Source organism: Streptomyces sp. NBC_01261 (assembly GCF_036226385.1).
Lineage (GTDB): Bacteria > Actinomycetota > Actinomycetes > Streptomycetales > Streptomycetaceae > Streptomyces.
The window spans coordinates 2,195,955-2,214,057 of sequence record NZ_CP108463.1 but is presented as its reverse complement, the minus strand read 5'-3'; the positions used below and the strand labels follow the sequence as shown (position 1 = coordinate 2,214,057).

Sequence of the window (18,103 nt, the reverse complement as noted above, 5' to 3'; positions counted from 1 at the left end):
CCGACAGAAAGGCCAGCACCGTGGGACAGCCCACCCCTGCCCAGAGCCAGGACGACTGGTGGCGCTCCGCCGTCATCTACCAGGTCTACGTCCGCAGCTTCGCGGACGGCGACGGCGACGGCACCGGCGACCTCGCGGGTGTCCGCTCCCGACTGCCGTATCTCGCCGAACTCGGCGTGGACGCCCTGTGGTTCAACCCCTGGTACCTGTCACCGATGAAGGACGGCGGCTACGACGTCGCCGACTACCGCGCCATCGACCCGGCCTTCGGCTCGCTCGCCGAGGCGGAGAAACTCATCGCCGAGGCAAGGGAGTTGGGCATCCGCACGATCGTCGACATCGTGCCCAACCATGTCTCCGACCAGCACCCGTGGTTCCGTGCCGCCCTCGCCGGCGGCCCCGAGCGCGACCTGTTCCACTTCCGCCCGGGACGCGGCGAGCACGGCGAACTCCCGCCCAACGACTGGCCGTCGCAGTTCGCCGGCTCCACCGAACCCGTGTGGACCCGCCTCCCCGACGGCGACTGGTACCTCCACCTGTTCACCCCCGAACAGCCCGACCTCAACTGGGCCCACCCGGCGGTGCGCCAGGAGCACGAGGACATCCTGCGGTTCTGGTTCGAGCGCGGCGTCGAAGGCGTCCGCATCGACTCGGCGGCGCTGCTCGCCAAGGACCCCGCCCTGCCCGACTTCGTCGAGGGCCGCGACCCCAACCCCTTCGTCGACCGCGACGAACTCCACGACATCTACCGCTCCTGGCGGGCCGTCGCCGACGAGTACGGCGCCGTCTTCGTCGGCGAGGTCTGGCTCCCCGACACCGAACGCTTCGCCCGCTACCTGCGCCCCGACGAACTGCACACCGCCTTCAACTTCGCCTTCCTGTCGTGCCCTTGGGACCCGGAGCGACTGCGCGCCTCGATCGACGAGACCCTCGCCGAGCACGCCCCGATCGGCGCGCCCGCCACCTGGGTCCTGTGCAACCACGACGTGACCCGCACAGTCACCCGCTACGGCCGCGCCGACACCGGCTTCGACTTCGCGACCAAGGCCTTCGGGACCCCGACCGACCTCGCGCTGGGCACCCGGCGCGCCCGGGCCGCCGCCCTGCTGTCGCTGGCGCTGCCCGGAGTGGTCTACCTCTACCAGGGGGAGGAGCTGGGGCTGCCCGAGGTCGAGCTGCCCGTCGACCGCATACAGGATCCGATGTACCTCCGGTCCGGCGGCACCGACCCCGGCCGCGACGGCTGCCGGGTGCCGCTGCCCTGGGTCGAGGGAGCACCGTACGCGGGCTTCGGTTCGCGCGGTGAGCCGTGGCTGCCGCAGCCGGTCGGCTGGACATCGTATGCGGTCGACCGTCAGCAGCGGACCGTCGACTCCATGCTCACCCTCTACCGCGACGCGATCCGCCTCCGGCCGGTCTTCGGTGACGGCCCCCTCACCTGGCTGCCCGCCTCGGAAGGTGTCCTCGCCTTCGCCCGCGCGGAGGGCGTGATCTGTGTCGTCAACCTCGCCGACACGCCCGCCGATCTCCCCGTCCACACCCGACTTCTGCTGACCAGCGGCCCCCTGGACGACCAGGGACGCCTGCCGCGGGACACGGCCGCCTGGCTGCACACCGCATAGCCGCCGGCCCTCGGCCGTCACCCTGCATCCGCTATCCCCGCACCCCCACCTCGAAGGGATCAGCACATGCACAGCACCATCGTCCGATCTGTCAGGCGCATGCCAATAATCGGTACGGCCGTCGCGCTCGCCGCCGGCATGCTCGTCGCCCTGACCCCCGCTGCCGCCCACGCGGCCTCGGGTGCTTCCCTCCCCTTCACCTCCGTCGAGGCCGAGTCCGCCACCACGACCGGTACCAGGATCGGCCCCGACTACACCCAGGGGACCCTCGCCTCCGAGGCCTCCGGACGGCAGGCCGTACGACTCGCCTCCGGGCAGCGCGTCGAGTTCACCGTGCCGCGCGCGGCCAACGCCGTGAACGTGTCCTACAACGTCCCGGACGGCCAGAGCGGCAGCCTCGACGTGTACGTCAACGGCGTCAGGATCAGCAGGACGCTCGCCGTCACGTCCAAGTACTCCTACGTGGACACGAGTTGGATCGCGGGCGCCAAGACGCACCACTTCTTCGACAACTCCCGCCTCCTGCTCGGCCAGAACGTGCAGCAGGGCGACAAGGTCGCGTTCGTGTCGACGGGCACCCAAGTCACCGTCGACGTAGCCGACTTCGAGCAGGTCGCCGGGGCCGCCGCGCAGCCCGCCGGTTCGGTGTCCGTGGTCTCCAAGGGCGCCGACCCCAGCGGTTCGGGCGACTCCACCCAGGCCTTCCGCGACGCCATCTCCGCCGCGCAAGGGGGAGTGGTGTGGATCCCGCCGGGCGACTACCGCCTCACCTCCTCCCTCGGCGGCGTGCAGAACGTGACGCTCCAGGGCGCCGGCCAGTGGTACTCGGTCGTGCACACCTCGCGCTTCATCGACCAGTCCAGTTCCTCCGGCGGCGTCCACATCAAGGACTTCGCCGTCATCGGCGAGGTCACCGAGCGCGTCGACTCCAACCCTGACAACTTCGTCAACGGATCGCTGGGACCGGGCAGTTCGGTCTCCGGAATGTGGATCCAGCACCTCAAGGTCGGCCTCTGGCTGACGGGCAACAACGACAACCTCGTCGTCGAGAACAACCGCATCCTCGACACCACCGCCGACGGCCTCAACCTCAACGGCAACGCCCACGGCGTCATCGTCCGCAACAACTTCCTCCGCAACCAGGGCGACGACTCCCTCGCCATGTGGTCGCTCAACTCCCCGGACACCAACAGCAGTTTCGAGAACAACACCATCTCGCAGCCGAACCTCGCCAACGGCATCGCGGTCTACGGCGGCACGAACATCGCCGTCAGGAACAACCTGGTCTCCGACACCAACGCCCTCGGCAGCGGCATCGCGATCTCCAACCAGAAGTTCCTCGACCCCTTCTCCCCGCTCGCCGGGACGATCACGGTCGACGGAAACACCCTCGTCCGCACCGGTGCGATCAACCCCAACTGGGGCCATCCCATGGGCGCGTTGCGCGTCGACTCCTACGACAGCGCCGTCAACGCCACCGTCAACATCACCAACACGACCATCACCAACAGCCCTTACAGCGCCTTCGAGTTCGTGTCCGGCGGCGGGCACGGCTACTCGACCGGCAACGTCACCGTGAGCGGTGCGAGTGTGCAGAACACCGGCACGGTCGTCGTCCAGGCCGAGGCGCAGGGCGCGGCCAAGTTCAGCAACGTACAGGCCACCGGCGTCGGCGCGGCCGGCATCTACAACTGCCCCTACCCGTCCGGCTCCGGGGCCTTCAGCCTCACCGACGGCGGCGGCAACTCCGGCTGGAGCAGCACCTGGTCGGACTGCTCGACCTGGCCGCAGCCCGGCCAGGGCAACCCGCCCCCGGACCAGAACACCAACCTCGCCAAGGGCCGCCCGGCCACCGCGACCGGCTCGCAGGACGTCTACACGCCGGGCAAGGCGGTCGACGGCGACGCGAACACCTACTGGGAGTCCGCCAACAACGCCTTCCCACAGGCCTGGACGGTCGACCTCGGCTCCAACCAGGCAGTGCGCAGAGTGGTGTTGAAGCTGCCGCCGTCGTCCGCGTGGGGTGCCCGCACGCAGACGCTGTCCGTGCTGGGCAGCACCGACGGTTCGAACTACTCGACCGTCGTCGGCTCCACCGGCTACCGGTTCGACCCGGCGTCGGGGAACGCGGTCACCGTGGCCCTGCCGAGCAGCACGAACCTGCGCTATCTGCGGCTCAACAACACCGCCAACACCGGTTGGCCCGCAGGGCAGTTGAGTGAAGTGGAGGCATACCTCACTTCGTGAGCCGGTCCTGAACCGGGAGCGTCCCGCGCTTCGCCGCCTGGATCTGCTCGTACACGTGGGTCCGCAGTTCGGCGAAGCGCGGGGCGACCCGGGTGTGCAACTGGTCGCGCTCCACGGGCAGATCGACCTTCAGCTGCTCCTGCACGACGGTCGGGGACGCCGACAGCACGACCACGCGCTCACCCAGGTACACGGCCTCGTCGATGTCGTGGGTCACGAACAGGATCGTGATGCCCCGCTCCCGCCACAACCCCCGCACCAGATCCTCCAGATCGGCCCGGGTCTGTGCGTCGACCGCCGCGAACGGCTCGTCCATCAGCAGGACTTCGGGCTCGTACGCCAGCGCACGCGCGATCGCGACCCGCTGCTGCATACCGCCGGACAACTGCCACGGATACGCCCCCGCGGCCTCCGTCAGCCCCACCGACTCCAGCGCGTCCGCGACCAGCTGTCGCCGTCGCGCCTTCGACAAGTTCTTCTGCTTCAAAGGGAGTTCGACGTTCTCGCCGACCCGCATCCAGGGGAAGAGGCTGCGCCCGTACTCCTGGAACACGAACGCCATCCCGGGCGGCGGACCGCTCACCTTCCGCCCGCCCAGGAGGACTTCGCCCGCGGTAGGGGTGAGCAGCCCACCCATGCACTTCAACAGAGTGGTCTTGCCGCAGCCCGACGGGCCGACGAGACAGACGAGTTCGCCGGCGTCGACGGTGAAGGTGAGGTCCCGCACCGCCTCCACCCGGCGGCCGGTACCCTCGTAGACCTTCTTCAGGCCGGATACGTCGAGTTGCGCGTGCATGGACCGCCCTTTCACGATGTTCACGGGGTTCGGCGGGTGGCCGCGCGCAGGCCGTGGTACCAGCCGAGCACCCGCCGCTCGACCACCTGGAAGACGACGGAGAGCAGGAACCCCAGCATCCCGAGGACGAGGATGCCCGTCCACATGTCCGGGATGGCGAAGCTGCGTTGGAACTGGACGATGGTGAAGCCCAGCCCGTCGGTGGCCGCGAACATCTCGCTGATGACCATCAGGATGATCCCGATGGACAGCGCCTGGCGCAGCCCCGCGAAGATCTGCGGGCTCGCCGAGCGCAGCACCAGGGTGCGCAGCCGGGCGATGCCCGTGATGCCGTAGGAGAGGGCTGTCTCCTGCATGACCGGGTCGACCGCGCGGACGCCCTCGACGGTGTTGAGGAGGACGGGCCAGACGCAGCCGCTCGCGATGACGACGATCTTCATCGTGTCGCCGATGCCCGCGAACAGCATGATGACCGGGACCAACACCGGTGGCGGTACGGCCCGCAGGAACTCCAGGACCGGTTCGCACACCGCGCGCACCCGCCGGTACGAGCCGATCACCGTGCCGAGCGCGACACCGACGACGGCCGCCGTGGCGTAACCCGCCGCGAGCCGCAGGACGCTGGGCAGCACGTCCGTCCTGAGGCGGTCGCCGGTCCATACGTCGGGGAAGGTCTTGAGGATCGTGCGCAGTGGTGGCCAGTACACGTTGGTGCTGCCGTCCGACGCCAGCCACCACAGGGCGATCAGCACGGCCGGCAGCGCGACCGCGAACAGCAGCCGGAGCAGTGTCCGCCTCACACCGCCACCTCCCCGCGCACCGACTGGTGCCAGGCCAGCGCCCGCCGCTCCACGGTGCGCGCGCCGACGTTGATGAGCAGCCCCAGCAGACCGGTCACCACGATCAGCGCGTACATCTCCGGTACCGCCTGCGAGGTCTGGGCGACCGCGATGGTCGCGCCCAACCCCGGTGCCCCGATGACCAGTTCGGCGGTGATGGTGAGGATCAGCGCGACGGCCGCCGCCAGCCGCACGCCGGTCATGACGTACGGCAGCGCGCTCGGCCACAGCACGTGCCGGACCCGGGCCCAGGTGCCGAGACCGTACGACCGTGCCGTCTCCTCGGCGACCGGGTCGACGTCCTGGACGCCGTAGAGGACCTGGATCAGGATCTGCCAGAAGGAGGCGTAGACGACGAGCAATAGCACTGAGCGGAGTTCGGTGCCGTACAACAGCACCGCTAGGGGGATCAGAGCGACTGACGGGATCGGGCGCAGGAACTCGATCGTCGAGGCCGTGGCCTCGCGGAGGTGGGGGACGACGGAGAGCAGGACGCCGACGACGATGCCCGCGCCGACGGCGATCGCCAGGCCCAGGGCCCAGCCGGTGAGGGTGTCGCCGAGCGCCGACCAGAACGCGCGGTCCTGGAGTTCGTCCCAGAACGCGGACGCGATGCGGCTGGTCGGCGGGAAGTAGGCCTCCTTGACGATGCCGACGCGCGGCACGACCTCGCCGAGGGCGAGGAAGGCCGCGAGTCCGGCCGCACCGAGTGCGGTGTTCAGTCCCTTCACGGAAGCAGCTTGTCCAGGTCGGGGGCCGTCTTGAAGAGACCGTCCGTCACGCTCAGCTTCTCCAGCGTCTCGATCGACGAACGGTTCGGATCGGCGGGCCACTTGGGCAGGATCACCTTGGCCAGCACGCCGGCGGGGACCTTGGTGTAGGTGGCCACGATCTGCCGGACCTCGTCCGGGTGGGCGTCGGCGTAGGCCAGCGACTCGGCGGTGGCCTCCTGGAACTTCTTCACCACGGCAGGGTTCTTGGTCGCGTACGCCGTCGACGTGAAGTACATGGCGACGGTGAGGTTCGGCGCGACGTCCACCAGCGGCCAGGCGATCTGCTGGGCGCCCTGGTTCACCATGGTGGTGAGCGCCGGTTCGACGGCCATCGCGGCGTCGATCTGACCCTTGTCGAGCGCGGCCGGCATCTGGTCGAAGGCCAGCTCCACGAACTTGACCTTGTCCGGGTCGCCACCGGCCTTGCGGACGGATTCGCGTACGGCGGTCTCGTTGATGTTCTTCAGCGTGTTGACCGCGACCTTCTTGCCCGCCAGCTCCTTCGCCGATTTCAGGCTGCTGCCCTTCTTGACGACGAGGGCCCCGAAGTCCTTGCCGGACACGCCCGTTGAGGCGACGCCGTTGGCGATGGCCTTCACGGGCACGTTGTTGGACTCGGCGAGCATCAGGGAGGTCATGTTGGAGAAGCCGAACTGGAACTGGCCGCTGACCACACCGGGCACGATGGCCGCGCCGCCCTGCGCGAGGGTCATCGACAGTTTCAGGCCGTGCTTGCTGAAGAAGCCCTCCTTCTGGCCGAGGTAGAGCGGGGCGACGTCGACGATGGGGATGACCCCCACCTTGACCGTGGTGGTGCCGGTGGACGAACTGGTGTTGTCCGACGCTCCGTTGCCGGACGAACCGCAGGCCGACGCGGCGACCAGCATGGATCCGGCCGCGAGGCCGACGAGCAGACGACGCATGGCAACTCCTGTGCAGACGACGGTGTTCCGACAGACTGTGCGCAGACCGCACAGTGGTGCTCAATGGGTGTTGAGCGGGAACGTAGGGCCCCGTCGCGGCCAGGTCAATGCCTAGTGCTCACAATATTGTTGACAGTTACCGAAGTGCGCTCCTGCCGTGTCGTGCAGGGCGCTCCTGCCGTGCCGTCCGGAGTCGTCACGGATCCAGCCCGTGTCATCACAGATCCAGGACGAGCCGCTTTCCCAGGCAGCGCGAGACGCAGATGAGCATGGTCTCGCCGGCCGCCCGTTCCTCCTCGCTCAGCACCGAGTCACGGTGGTCCGGGGTGCCTTCGAGGACATCGGTCTCGCAGGTTCCGCAGGTGCCCTCGGTGCAGGAGAACAGCACCTCGACCCCGGCGGCGCGCACGGTGTCGAGCACGGACACGCCCACCGGGACGGTGACCGTCTTCCCGCTCTGCTCCAGCACGACCTCGAACTCGCTGTCGGCGCCCACGACTTGGGCCTTGGGCTGGAACCGCTCGACGTGCAGGATGCCCCCGGGACACCGTGCCTCGACCGCGTCGAGCAGTGGCCCGGGACCGCAGCAGTAGACGAGGGTGCCGTCCGGAACGTCGTCCAGGACCGACGGCAGGTCGAGCAGCCCGACCTCGTCCTGCGGAGCGACGGTGACGCGGTCGCCGTAGCGGCTCAACTCCTGTGTGAACGCCAGGGAGTTACGGGTTCGGCCGCCATAGAGCAGGCTCCACTCCGCGCCCGCCGCCTCCGCCGCGGCCAGCATCGGGAGGAGGGGGGTGATGCCGATGCCGCCCGCGACGAAGCGGTAGCGGGGGGCGGGCTCCAGTCGGAAGTGGTTGCGCGGGCCGCGTACCCGCACCTTGTCGCCGTGCCCCAACTGCTCATGCGCGTAAGCCGATCCGCCCCGCCCGTCCGGCTCCCGCAGCACCGCGATCCGCCAGGTCGTACGGTCGGCCGGGTCGCCGCACAGTGAGTACTGGCGCTCCAGGTCGGGGCCGAGGACGACGTCGATGTGGGCGCCCGGTTCCCAGCCGGGGAGTTGCTCGCCCAGCGGGTGGCGGAGGGTGAGCGCGAGGACGCCGTCGGCCGCGAACTCGCGCTGTTCTACGACGAGTTCGGCCTCGTAGATGGTCATGCGTCGGCTCCCTGCGCATCGTCGACGGCGTGGCCGCGGGGGTGGGCGAGCATCCACTCCCACATCTCGATCGGGTCCTGCGACGTGTGCTCGCGCCCGCAGTGGCAGGTGCCGTGCAGGATGTCGGTCCCCGGCAGCCAGTCGATGCGGTAGACCTCGCCGGTCGGAGCGGTCACCGGACCTTCTCCACGGGCTTGGCGCCCTCCTCGACCAGCCGGGCGAGGATACGGCGGGCCGCGAGGCCGCCGGTGTCGATGTTGATGCTCAGCTCCTGATAGCCGCCGCGCTCCGAACCCAGCGTCTTCTGAAGGAGGTTGAGCGCGTCGACGTCCTGCATGACGACGGTGTGGTTGTTGCCGCGCAGGAACTCGGTGACCTCGGCGTCGTCCGTGGCCCAGTCGCGCGAGACCGCCCAGAAGTCGTACACCTTGCCGTCCGACGAGGGCGTGATGGCGTAGGTGATCTCGGTGTGGAAGCCGTTCGGGTCGCTGCCGTCCTCCTCGGGAAGTACGCCGACCGGGGCGATCCGGCTGTGCAGCAGATACAGGCAGGGCGCGTGGTACTCGATGTCCTGCCAGCGGGTGATCCGCCCTTGTATCCCGGTGGACCTGGCGTAGAACGGCGGGCACTCGGCGTCGCCCATGTGCCGGCTCACCCGTACGACGCCGGCGCCCTCGTCGACCTCCGTGGTGATCGGCGTCTCGGCGACCTCGGGGGAGCCGATGTAACCGCCGTGCAGATACGTCTCGTGAGAGAGGTCGAGGAGGTTGTCGACGAGGAGGCCGTAGTCGGCGTCGATCGGTTCCATGCCGCTGACGGTGACCCAGTCGGGGGAGGCGAGGTGCGGGGCGCGCGGTATGACCTGCGGGTCCGCGAGCGCCGGGTCGCCGATCCACACCCAGACCAGCGCGTCCTGCTCGACCACCGGGTACGAGGCGACGCGGGCGGTGCGGGGGATGCGTTTCTGCCCCGGCACGTACACGCAGGTGCCCGTCGTGTCGTAGGTGAAGCCGTGGTACCCGCACACGATCCGGTCCCCGTCGAGCCGGCTCTCGGAGAGCGGGAACCGGCGGTGCACACACCGGTCGTGGAGCGCCACGGTGCTGCCGTCGTCCTCGGTGCGGTAGAGGACGAGGGGTTCGCCGAGGATCGTCCGGCCGAGCAGGTCGCGACCTACCTCGTGGCTGTATGCGGCTACGTACCACTGGTTCCTGGCGAAGGCGGTGGTGTGCGGCATGGCGTTCCCGTCCCTGAGAGCGGGGCTTCGTCGCCCCGCGTGCCGTGGTTGGAATCAGGGTCGTGACCCTTGCCGTCGCTCGGCAAGGCGGCTTCTGCCAGGCGGAAGGGTTTCGGTGACATGGCCGGTCAGAGGGTGGCCCTGTCCGGCGGTCGCCACCGGCGCAGGCGTCCGGCCGGCACCTCCGGTCGATCCTCCCTGAGGCGGACCCGGTGCGTCCCGCCGCCCGCTGCGTCGTGGACGGACACGACGAACGCATCACCGCGCCGCGCGGCCACCCTTGCCACGAGACGATCGTGCTGTGGGTGCCTGCGACCTCTCGTCGCCGGTTGTGCGGTCAGCCGCCCTTCCTGAGCCGGATGTTCACCCTTCTTCCCGTGCTCGGCTCCACCACGTCCATGTCGGTGGCGATGCCCAGTTGTGCCACCAGGCGTGGCGCGTAGAGGTCCACGGCGGCCTCCGTCAGATCCGTGAGTGTCTCCACGGCGTACCGGGCGGAACGGACCGCCCGGAGCCAGCCGAGCGCCGAGAGCGGGGCCAGAGGCCACCACTCGAAGGCGAGGGGGACGAAGAGCGTCGCCCAGGCCGCCCAAGCCGTGGCGTCCCGCCAGGTGAGCAGTGCGGTGCGGAGGTCGTGACGGGTGGGTTCGGGGAGCAGCATCCACAGGCGCGGCCAGGCGGAAGGCAGATCGAGGCCGTACTCGGTGCGCACTCGGGTCTCCAGGGCGGCGTTCCGGTCCCCCATCCAGGTCGCGCACTGCGGCCGGGCCAGCGCGATGCGATTGCGCCGGGCGGCATGGCGAGCTCCGTCGGCGTCCCGATCGTGCTGGACGGCGAGATCGTGCGCTGTCTCCCAGAGCCGGACGCGACGGGTGAGCAGCGGCCGTAGCGCGCGCTGCAAGCGGCGTCCCAGCCAGAGAGCGGCGATCGCCTCTGCCAGCAACCGGCGGGCGAGGACAGCGATCACGAGAGCGCAGCCGACCACCAGCGCTGCTCTCAGGCAGTCGGACGGACGGCCTGAGAGGAGGTGTTCGCCGGCGAGAGGGCGGACGGTGACCAGGTGCAGAAGGGCCACCGCCCACAGCAGGGCCGGCGGGGAGCACAGGTCCCGCCAGCCGATGCGGTCGTCGACGTAGGCCCACATCACGTGGAGGTGGCCCCACGCATGGGCTTGGCGGCTTCGCGGGGCAGGTGGCACAGCGGCAGCGGGCCGCCGGGCTCCCGTCGCTCCTGGCGGTCGCACAGTTCCAGTGGGCAGAAGTAGATCTCGCCCGGCTCGGGCCTCCCCTCGGTTCCGTCGGTGCCGTAACGCGTGTTGGGGTCAGGTCCGCCGATTTTCCGGACGAACTCCCGGTAGCGTTCCGCGCGGTCGAGGCCGCTGAGGGCGGCCTCCCTCAGGTCGACCAGGTCGGCGGTCTGCTCCTCCTCCTCGGCCGCCCGGGTGATGTCCGGCATCTCCCGGCACAGATGGGCGATCCAGGTGCCGCTCCCGCCGGAGTCCGCGACGGCCGAGGTGCGGGTGAGGCGTGCCGTCGGATGCCTCTCCGCGAAGGCTTGAAGGGCTCGTGCTCCCAGCCGCAGGTACCAGGGCTTGTCCGTGTCCCGGACAGAGTCGCGCCCGATGAACATGAGCGAGCAGGCCGCGAGTGAGAGAAGGGTCTGGTCCCGCCATTCCGTCGCGAGACCGGACGGTTCGATCCAGCCGGACGACTCCCTGTGGACGCCTGTGACGAGGCCGGCGAGCCATCCGGGGACGAGGTCGGCGGGGCCGGTGGCCGGATTGAGCAGCAACTCGATCAGGGCGTCCTTCTGCGGATCGGACAGGGTGTCGGAGGTCCGGGAGACGACGTACAGGACGAGGTGCACGGGGTCGCGGGTGAGCGGGCCCTCGGCGCTGTAACGCGCGTTGTCGATCAGGTAGTAATGACTCGGTTCGAGTTCGGGCCTGATCCGGACCAGGGCGTTGTCGGTGTGCAGGTCGCCGTGGGTCATGCCGCGCAGCGGCTGGATGAAGGCCGCGTTCCCGAAGTAGCCACCCTGTCCCGCCGCGTAGGGGTTGGGCAGCGGGTCGCGCTCGCCGGGCAGGGTGACCTCGTCGCCCTGGAAGAGCTGAGCCCGGTCGTACAGCCGTCCTTTCGGTTCAAGGTGGCTGAGTGGCAGGTGCAGCCCGAAGAACTCCCGCACCGTCAGGGACGGTTCCTTGCCGAAGTGCGGTGTCCGCGTCCAGCTGTGCAGTACGTCCTGTACGACGGCGACGCAGGCGGCGGCGATGTCCTGGGCGGAGAACCGCGGCACACCGACCTCGGCCGGGGTGCGGTCAAGAGCCCGGCGCAGCAGAACGGTCAGTACCTGCACATCGTCGAAGCTCTTCCCGGCGATGGTCTGGAAAGTGATCCAGGAACCGTCGCCGACGCGAAGGGGCTGGTGCACGAGTTTCGCCAGGTGCGCTGCCGCGAAATCGGGTGAGTCCTTGACGGCATCGCGATGGCGGGTGTATTCGGCCTGGTCGAAGGCCTGGTCGGCGACGGACGAGACCTTCATCAGGAGCTTGCGAGCCCTTTTGTTGTGCTCGTCGTCCTCCGTCACCAGCGCTACCAGAGCGCGGCTCCGCCCGTTGACGAGCCAGCGGTCGAGCCGGAAGCGCAACCGCTCCATCTGGGCCCATTGGGACAGGGCCTGTGCTTTCTCCGGGCCGAGGCCCTCCCGGAGTTGCTCGTCGATGGCGTCACTCATGTGGTGTTCCCCCATGTGCTCGTGATCGGTCCGTCGCGGTCGGTGCCGTCGGGAGACGGTGGCGAACGACCTCGACGGATTCCTGCGACAACCGGGTGTGCGGGTGATCGGGGCCGAGGACGCGCCTGCGGACGGTCAGGACGTCGCGCAGTTCGTGGCGCGCCTCGTCGTGGCTGCCGCGGTCGAGCAGGATCAGCGCGAGGCGGTGCCGGGTGAGAAGGGTCGCCGGGTGCGTGGCACCCAGGTGTTCGGTGCGGGCGATCACCAACTGACGGGCGAGTCGCTCCGCCTCCTCCAGCGCGTCACTGTCGTGGAGCACCGCGATCAGCGAGTGCCTCGCGGCGAGCGTTCGCGGGTGTGTCCCGCCGCGGACCTCCGCGCTGATCGTGATCAGTTCGCGCAACGCCGTCTCGGCAGCCGGGAGTTGGTCCATGGCATGGCTCACCTCGGCCATGTGGTGGCGCGTGACCAGGGTCGCGGTGTGGCGTGGTCCGAGAACCCGTGAGCGCAGATCGAGGACTTCCGCGTACGCGTCCCACGCCTCCCGGAGGTGTCCGGTGGCCCGGAGATGGTCGGCGAGGCCGTTGCGGCTGGTGAGCGTGTCAGGGTGGAGGTCTCCGAGGAGCCGGGTCCGTGCCCGCAACGTGGCGGCGGACAGGTCGCCGGCTTCGGACAGCCGGCCGCGGTTGCGGAGGGTGCGCGCCAGGTAGTGCTGGGAGACCAGGGTGTCGGGGTGTTCGTCCCCGAGCCGCCTCCGGCGTTCTGCCAGGGTGGCGCGGAACATGTCCTCGGCGTCGTCGAGCCGCCCCAGGTCGGAGCGGACGCGTGCCAGGTCGTGCCGCAGGGCGAGAACGACCGGGTCGTCCTCGACGAGCCTGCCGCGGGCGGCGCCGATGGCCTTCGTGTACGCGGCGTCGGCGCGGGTCGGATGACCGGCCGCCCGCAGGAAGCTCGCCGCATCACGGGCCAGGTTGAGGGCGTCGGCGCAGTCTGCCGGGGCGGGCTCCCGGGCACCGGGAGGGCGCTCGGCGAGCAGCAGGTCCAGGGGTGCCGCGCAGTGGTCCGCCAGCAGCCCCCAGAGCTCCCAGTCGTCCGGTGACTTGGGGTCGGCCGACTTCATCGCTTCGGTCAGGAGAGCAGTGGTCAGGGTGAGGTGGTCGTTCAACCGCGCCTTGACAGCGGGGTGGTGGCGCGCGGTGTGCCGTACGAGGGGGTGGAGGAACAGACTGGGCGGCTCCTGGTCCCGCGTCAGGGTGATCAGGGCGAGTCCGTCCAGGCCGCGCAGGGCGTCCCAGGTCCCGTGGGTGGGGATGTCGGCGAACAACGGCGAAGCGTCGAGCAGGTCGGAGCGGAGCAGCAGGGCGTACGGGACGGGCGAGGGGCCGAGACAGGCCAGCAGACGCAAGAGGGGCCGGGCCAGGGCCAGTCCCCGGTCGGCGAGCTGATCCAGGGAGAGCTCCCAGGTGTGCGCGACGGTGAGGCGTCGGCGCCGGGCCGCCGGAGCGTCCTCGGGGATCACGGCGAGGAGTTCCTCGTTCGCGCCGCGTGTCAGGGCCTGTTCGTAGGCGGCGAAGTCGCGGGGCAGTCCCGTGGCCAGTCCGGCGGGGATCTCAAGGACCCCCGCCAGGTACCGTCCTGCCGACGACAGGGCCAGGGGCAGGCCGCCGAGGCAGGCGGACAGCGCCGCGGCCTGCTGCTCGTCGCCGGCCCTGAGATCGGTCAGTTCCCTCAGGACGAGGGCGCCTTGGCCGGGGTCGAGGCCGGTGAGGTGGTGCAGGTGGAGCCAGGGCGCCGGCCGCCGGCCCCAGGAGGCGCGGGTGCCGTCCCGGGTGGTGACCATGATCGTCCCGTTGCGGTGCGGCCGCAGCCATCCTGTGCCGTCGGTGACGTGCTGCCCCGGCAGGGCGAGCGAGTCGGGTGGATCATCGGCGTTGTCGAGCACCAGCAGCCACCGCGTGTCCAGTTCGCCGAGCAGCCGGGCCAGGATGTCCGGTGGACTGCCGAGGCGTAACTCGTCGGCGGTGGCGCCCAGTTCGACGGCCAGGGCGAGCATCCCGGCGGTGGTGCCGGTGGCGTCGTCCGCGGTGATCCACCAGGTGCGGACGCCGCGCGCCGCGGCGCGTCTGACCAGGGCCAGGGCCACGGTGCTCTTTCCGCAGCCTCCGAGGCCGTGCAGTACCTGGTGGCCGGCGCCGTGCGGAGGGCCGGGCCGGGTGACCGTCGCCTCCAGCCGGTCCAGGAGCTCCTCCCGGCCACGGACGGTCGGGCCATGGTCGAGACGTTCGACCGGGGGCCTGGTGGAGACGCCGGGCGCTGCCCTGTGACCCGTCGACCGCACCGGGACGGACTCGCTGAACTGTGCTTCCTCGTCGGAGAGTTGCTCTCCGGCGCCGCCCTTCACGCGCCAGTAGGCCTGCTCCCACGTGTGGACCTCGCTCGCGCCGACCACGCCCGTGGCCCGCAGGATACGGCGGAGCTGGTGCTTGGGGACCAGGGCGGGCAGATGGGTGCCGGCGAAGTATCCGCCGAGCGTGCTCGTGGGTATGCCGGTCTCCTTGGACAGCTCCCGCACGCTGAGGGAGGCGTGGTTGCGCAGCGCCGTCAGCTCTCTGCCGAAGTCCCGCCGGGTGGCGATCGCCTCGGGGTCGGGGTGTCGGAGTCCGTGGGTGCCGTCCTTGACGGATTCCGCCGACTGCGATGCGGCGGCGGGCTCGGCAGACCTGTCGGGCTTGACTGTCATGAAGATCCACTATGTGCGAAGGCGGCCCATTCATAGGGGTTCACACGATATTGGCTCCGCATCGTCCGGGCGGCCCGATTGAGCGCATACGCCGGAGAGGTTCGGGAGGGTGCGCCGTAGACGAGGTCGGCCGTCTGCGCGGCGGCTCTGTCCGGAACGCGCCACAGTGTGCCGATGGTGTGCCGGAAGCCTGTCAGGTGGAAGGCGGCGGAGAGGTGGATGACCTCGTCGGGCAGACGGCTGCTGCCCAGGGCCGTGGTGCATGCGGAGAGGTAGACGGTGTCGGCGGCGGGCGCGCGCAGGGCCGCGATGTCCCTGATCCGCAGCCGGCCGTCGGCCAGTTGGAGGAAGCCCGCCGACGGTCGTGTCGTGTCGGTGGTGGCGTGACAGACGAAGTGCGCTCTGCCGGACGCGACGAGTTGGTCCACGACGGCGCGCCGGGTGGCCTGTGCGTCCAGGAGCCTGTGGACCGGGCCGGTGAGCCGCGACGCGACGGATGCGGCCTCGGCGACCGCGTGGGGCAGCGGAGTGGGGCCGGAGCCGATGGCGACGACGAGCGCGGGGGCCGACTGCCCTTCGTGGAGCGCCCGTTGCTGTATGTGGCGCAGCATGCGGATGGTCGGTGTGTACGAACTGACGGCGCGGTGCAACGCGGATCGGCTCTCGCCGTCCCTCCGCCGGTGGTGACCGGCCGCGTGCAGCGGCAGCACGCTCAGTGCCCCGGTCGGCATCCACCAGACGTGCGGCAGCCGTTCGGTGTCGGTGGCGGCGATGCCCAGCCGGTCGAGGACGGGGGCGGTCACCGTGTCCCACAACCAGGCCAGGGTCTCGCGGATCGTGTCGTTGGTGCCCCAGGCGTTGGCGTTGACCGCCTGGATGAAGGTGTTGGCCCGGGTCACGGCGTCCGTGGCGGTCAGGTCGGGCAACGGCAGTGCGTCGGTGGACCGGTTGGTGGTGATCAGGGCGTCGCAGCGGGACGCGGCCAGGTTGAGTGTGACCAGGGGCCCGTGCAGCGCGGCTTCGCGCAGCTCGGCCGGGTCCGGGGCGCGCAGGAAGTGCGCGAAGTCCGGCCGGGCACGGACGCGTTCGAGGACGTCGTCCCGCTGGAGGGCCAGCCGTTGGCGGTCCAGCGGTGTGCGGTCGGCTTCGGGGATCCTCTCCAGGGCTTCGTGGGCGGTACGCAGTTCCGCGGCCAGTTCCGGCTCCGCCTCCTCCAGACCGGAATCGTTGGCGCGGTCGTCGAGCACCTGGCCGATGAGTACGCCCCGTCCCTGTTCGAGCAGGGTCAGCGCCTGCTCGGGGGAGCCGGTGGCGAGCGCGCTCGCGGCGGCGGCGTTGCCCAGTCCCGTGAAGTCGGTGAGCAGCCGCTCGCGGTCCGCTCGGTCCAGGCCTCGCCATGCGACCAGGTCGAGCAGTTCCAGTGCCGTTCTGTAGGCGGCCAGCGCGCTGTCGTGCCGGCCCGCGGCCGAGTGGAGGTGGCCGAGGGACTGGCCGGCCATGGCCCGGATGCCGACGGGCGCGGTGGTGGCGCGGGCCGCGGAGGCGAAGGCGTCCGTGGCCCGCTCACCGGCGTCGTCGGCGCCGGTGTGGCGGTACCGGGCCTGATGCAGACGGCCGAGGGTGAGCAGGTCGCCCGCGTTGATGTCGTTGCTGGGAGCCGCCTTCCGGGCGACCTGCCGCAAGGCTTCGGCGGCTTCGTCGAACGCAACCGGATCCCAGGCGAGTTCCAGGGACGTGGTCAGGAGGGACGCGAGGTTGCTGAGGTGCATCGAGTGGTCCGGATGGTCCGCACCGGTCGACGTCGCGGCTCGTCTGAGGAGTGTGGCGGCTTCGGCGAGTACGTCCGTGGACCGCAGGTGGGCGCCGAGGCGGTGCAGGAGTCCGGCCAGGTCTCCGTGCCAACGGGCGCGATCCGCATGGTCCTCGGGCGCGTCGCGGAGAATGCCGGTGAGCAGTTCCCGGCCTTCGTGCAGGGTGCCGACGTCGCCCGTGGCCTCGTAGAGGCTGCGCAGTGCGAGGGCCAAGGACGCCGTGCGGGACCATCGGTGGTGATGGCCGACCGGTGTGCCGCTGACGGCGTCCCGGCGGCAGGCGACCGCCTCCGTCAGAGCGAGGGTGTCCCCGTCGCGGGCGAACGCCAGTCGCAGGCAGGCGGCGAGCTGACTGAGGAACACGGGACGGTCGGGGTGCTTGTCGGGCAGGTCCACGAGCGCGGAGCGCAGCACCTCGATGGCTTCGATGCGTGGCTCGACAGCGCCTCCCGTCTCGGCCGCGGCCGTCAGCGCGTCACCGAGCCCGGCGAGACAGCCGGGCGCGTACGGATGGTCTTCGGGGACCAGCGCGACGGCTTCGTAGTAGGTACCGATGGCCTGTGCGAGGTGCTCCGAGTCGTCGGTCAGCCGGTGGGCGACCATCCGGGCCATGCCGAGGTTGGACAGCATGGCCGCGGTGGTTCCGGCGTCACCGGGTCCGCTGCGGACAGCCCGAGCGTGTGCCTCGACGGCTTCGCCGGCGGCGCTGACGTCCCGGGTCTCCTCCGCCCGACGAGTCAGCGCCAGGCCCAGGTTGGAGAGGTACGACGAGCGGGCGGGCCGCCCGTCCGTCTCGTCCGCCGTCACCGCGGCGCGCAGCAGTTCGACGGCCTCGTCCAGGGCCTGGATCTGTCCGGTGTGCTCGAACCAACGCACCAGGCACAGCCCGAGGTTGGACATCCTGCGGGCCGAGTCCGTGTCGCTCTCCAGGGCGAACCGGCAGGCGGGCAGGGCGCGTTCCAGCAGAGCGAGGCCGCCGGTGATGTCGTACCAGGTGAGATAGGCGGAACCGATGTCCTCCGCGTGGTCGCCGCCGTGGTCAGGGTGGATCTCGCTCGCCCGGGCGAGGTGTCTGATCGCCTCGGCGAGTGGTTGGACCCGTTCGGTGCGGGCCGCCTCCCGGATCAGCTCCCGGGCCTCGCGACCCCAGGTCTGGGCGGAGCGTGGGGTGTTCTGGTCGCTCATCTGCGTGCTGCTTCCTGTCAGCCCGGGCGTCACCCGGCCGCCGA

At 70.5% G+C, this 18,103-nt stretch carries 13 protein-coding genes; 2 read left to right on the top strand and 11 right to left on the bottom strand.

Annotation, left to right across the window (positions count from 1 at the left end; translation table 11 throughout):
- The first annotated feature begins 20 nt into the window (after positions 1 to 20).
- Positions 21 to 1,622, top strand: a complete 1,602-nt coding sequence (locus OG226_RS09705; RefSeq protein WP_328676331.1) for a glycoside hydrolase family 13 protein — start codon at positions 21 to 23, stop codon at positions 1,620 to 1,622.
- Positions 1,623 to 1,688: 66 nt separating this feature from the next.
- Positions 1,689 to 3,869 (top strand): discoidin domain-containing protein, encoded by a 2,181-nt coding sequence (locus tag OG226_RS09700; protein ID WP_329348604.1) that lies wholly within the window; start codon positions 1,689 to 1,691, stop codon positions 3,867 to 3,869.
- Here the strand turns inward: OG226_RS09700 and OG226_RS09695 are convergent.
- The 11 genes from OG226_RS09695 to OG226_RS09645 form a co-directional block, all read right to left on the bottom strand.
- Positions 3,859 to 4,665, bottom strand: coding sequence for an ABC transporter ATP-binding protein (locus tag OG226_RS09695; protein WP_329348603.1), 807 nt, complete (start codon positions 4,663 to 4,665; stop codon positions 3,859 to 3,861). The two genes, OG226_RS09700 and OG226_RS09695, sit on opposite strands and share 11 nt — an antisense overlap.
- Before the next feature lie 20 nt (positions 4,666 to 4,685).
- A complete protein-coding gene (locus tag OG226_RS09690; protein ID WP_329348602.1) occupies positions 4,686 to 5,465 on the bottom strand; it encodes an ABC transporter permease in 780 nt (259 codons plus the stop codon).
- On the bottom strand, positions 5,462 to 6,235 hold the full coding sequence (locus OG226_RS09685; protein ID WP_328676326.1) for an ABC transporter permease: 774 nt from the start codon (positions 6,233 to 6,235) through the stop codon (positions 5,462 to 5,464). Before OG226_RS09685 ends, OG226_RS09690 begins: the two co-directional genes overlap by 4 nt.
- Complete coding sequence (locus OG226_RS09680) at positions 6,232 to 7,200, bottom strand: ABC transporter substrate-binding protein (protein ID WP_329348601.1); 969 nt, start codon at positions 7,198 to 7,200, stop codon at positions 6,232 to 6,234. Before OG226_RS09680 ends, OG226_RS09685 begins: the two co-directional genes overlap by 4 nt.
- Before the next feature lie 217 nt (positions 7,201 to 7,417).
- A complete protein-coding gene (locus tag OG226_RS09675) occupies positions 7,418 to 8,353 on the bottom strand; it encodes a PDR/VanB family oxidoreductase (RefSeq protein WP_329348600.1) in 936 nt (311 codons plus the stop codon).
- A complete protein-coding gene (locus OG226_RS09670; protein ID WP_327399957.1) occupies positions 8,350 to 8,529 on the bottom strand; it encodes a hypothetical protein in 180 nt (59 codons plus the stop codon). The genes OG226_RS09675 and OG226_RS09670 overlap by 4 nt, the downstream gene beginning before the upstream one ends.
- Positions 8,526 to 9,590, bottom strand: coding sequence for an aromatic ring-hydroxylating dioxygenase subunit alpha (locus tag OG226_RS09665; protein WP_328676319.1), 1,065 nt, complete (start codon positions 9,588 to 9,590; stop codon positions 8,526 to 8,528). Before OG226_RS09665 ends, OG226_RS09670 begins: the two co-directional genes overlap by 4 nt.
- 337 nt (positions 9,591 to 9,927) lie before the next feature.
- Positions 9,928 to 10,737 carry a hypothetical protein gene (locus tag OG226_RS09660; RefSeq protein WP_329348599.1) on the bottom strand — a complete coding sequence of 270 codons (810 nt, stop codon included), beginning with the start codon at positions 10,735 to 10,737 and terminating at the stop codon, positions 9,928 to 9,930.
- On the bottom strand, positions 10,734 to 12,323 hold the full coding sequence (locus OG226_RS09655) for a hypothetical protein (RefSeq protein ID WP_329348598.1): 1,590 nt from the start codon (positions 12,321 to 12,323) through the stop codon (positions 10,734 to 10,736). Before OG226_RS09655 ends, OG226_RS09660 begins: the two co-directional genes overlap by 4 nt.
- On the bottom strand, positions 12,316 to 15,063 hold the full coding sequence (locus tag OG226_RS09650) for a tetratricopeptide repeat protein (protein WP_329348597.1): 2,748 nt from the start codon (positions 15,061 to 15,063) through the stop codon (positions 12,316 to 12,318). Before OG226_RS09650 ends, OG226_RS09655 begins: the two co-directional genes overlap by 8 nt.
- Positions 15,060 to 18,059 carry a CHAT domain-containing tetratricopeptide repeat protein gene (locus OG226_RS09645; protein WP_329348596.1) on the bottom strand — a complete coding sequence of 1,000 codons (3,000 nt, stop codon included), beginning with the start codon at positions 18,057 to 18,059 and terminating at the stop codon, positions 15,060 to 15,062. The genes OG226_RS09650 and OG226_RS09645 overlap by 4 nt, the downstream gene beginning before the upstream one ends.
- Positions 18,060 to 18,103: the final 44 nt, after the last annotated feature.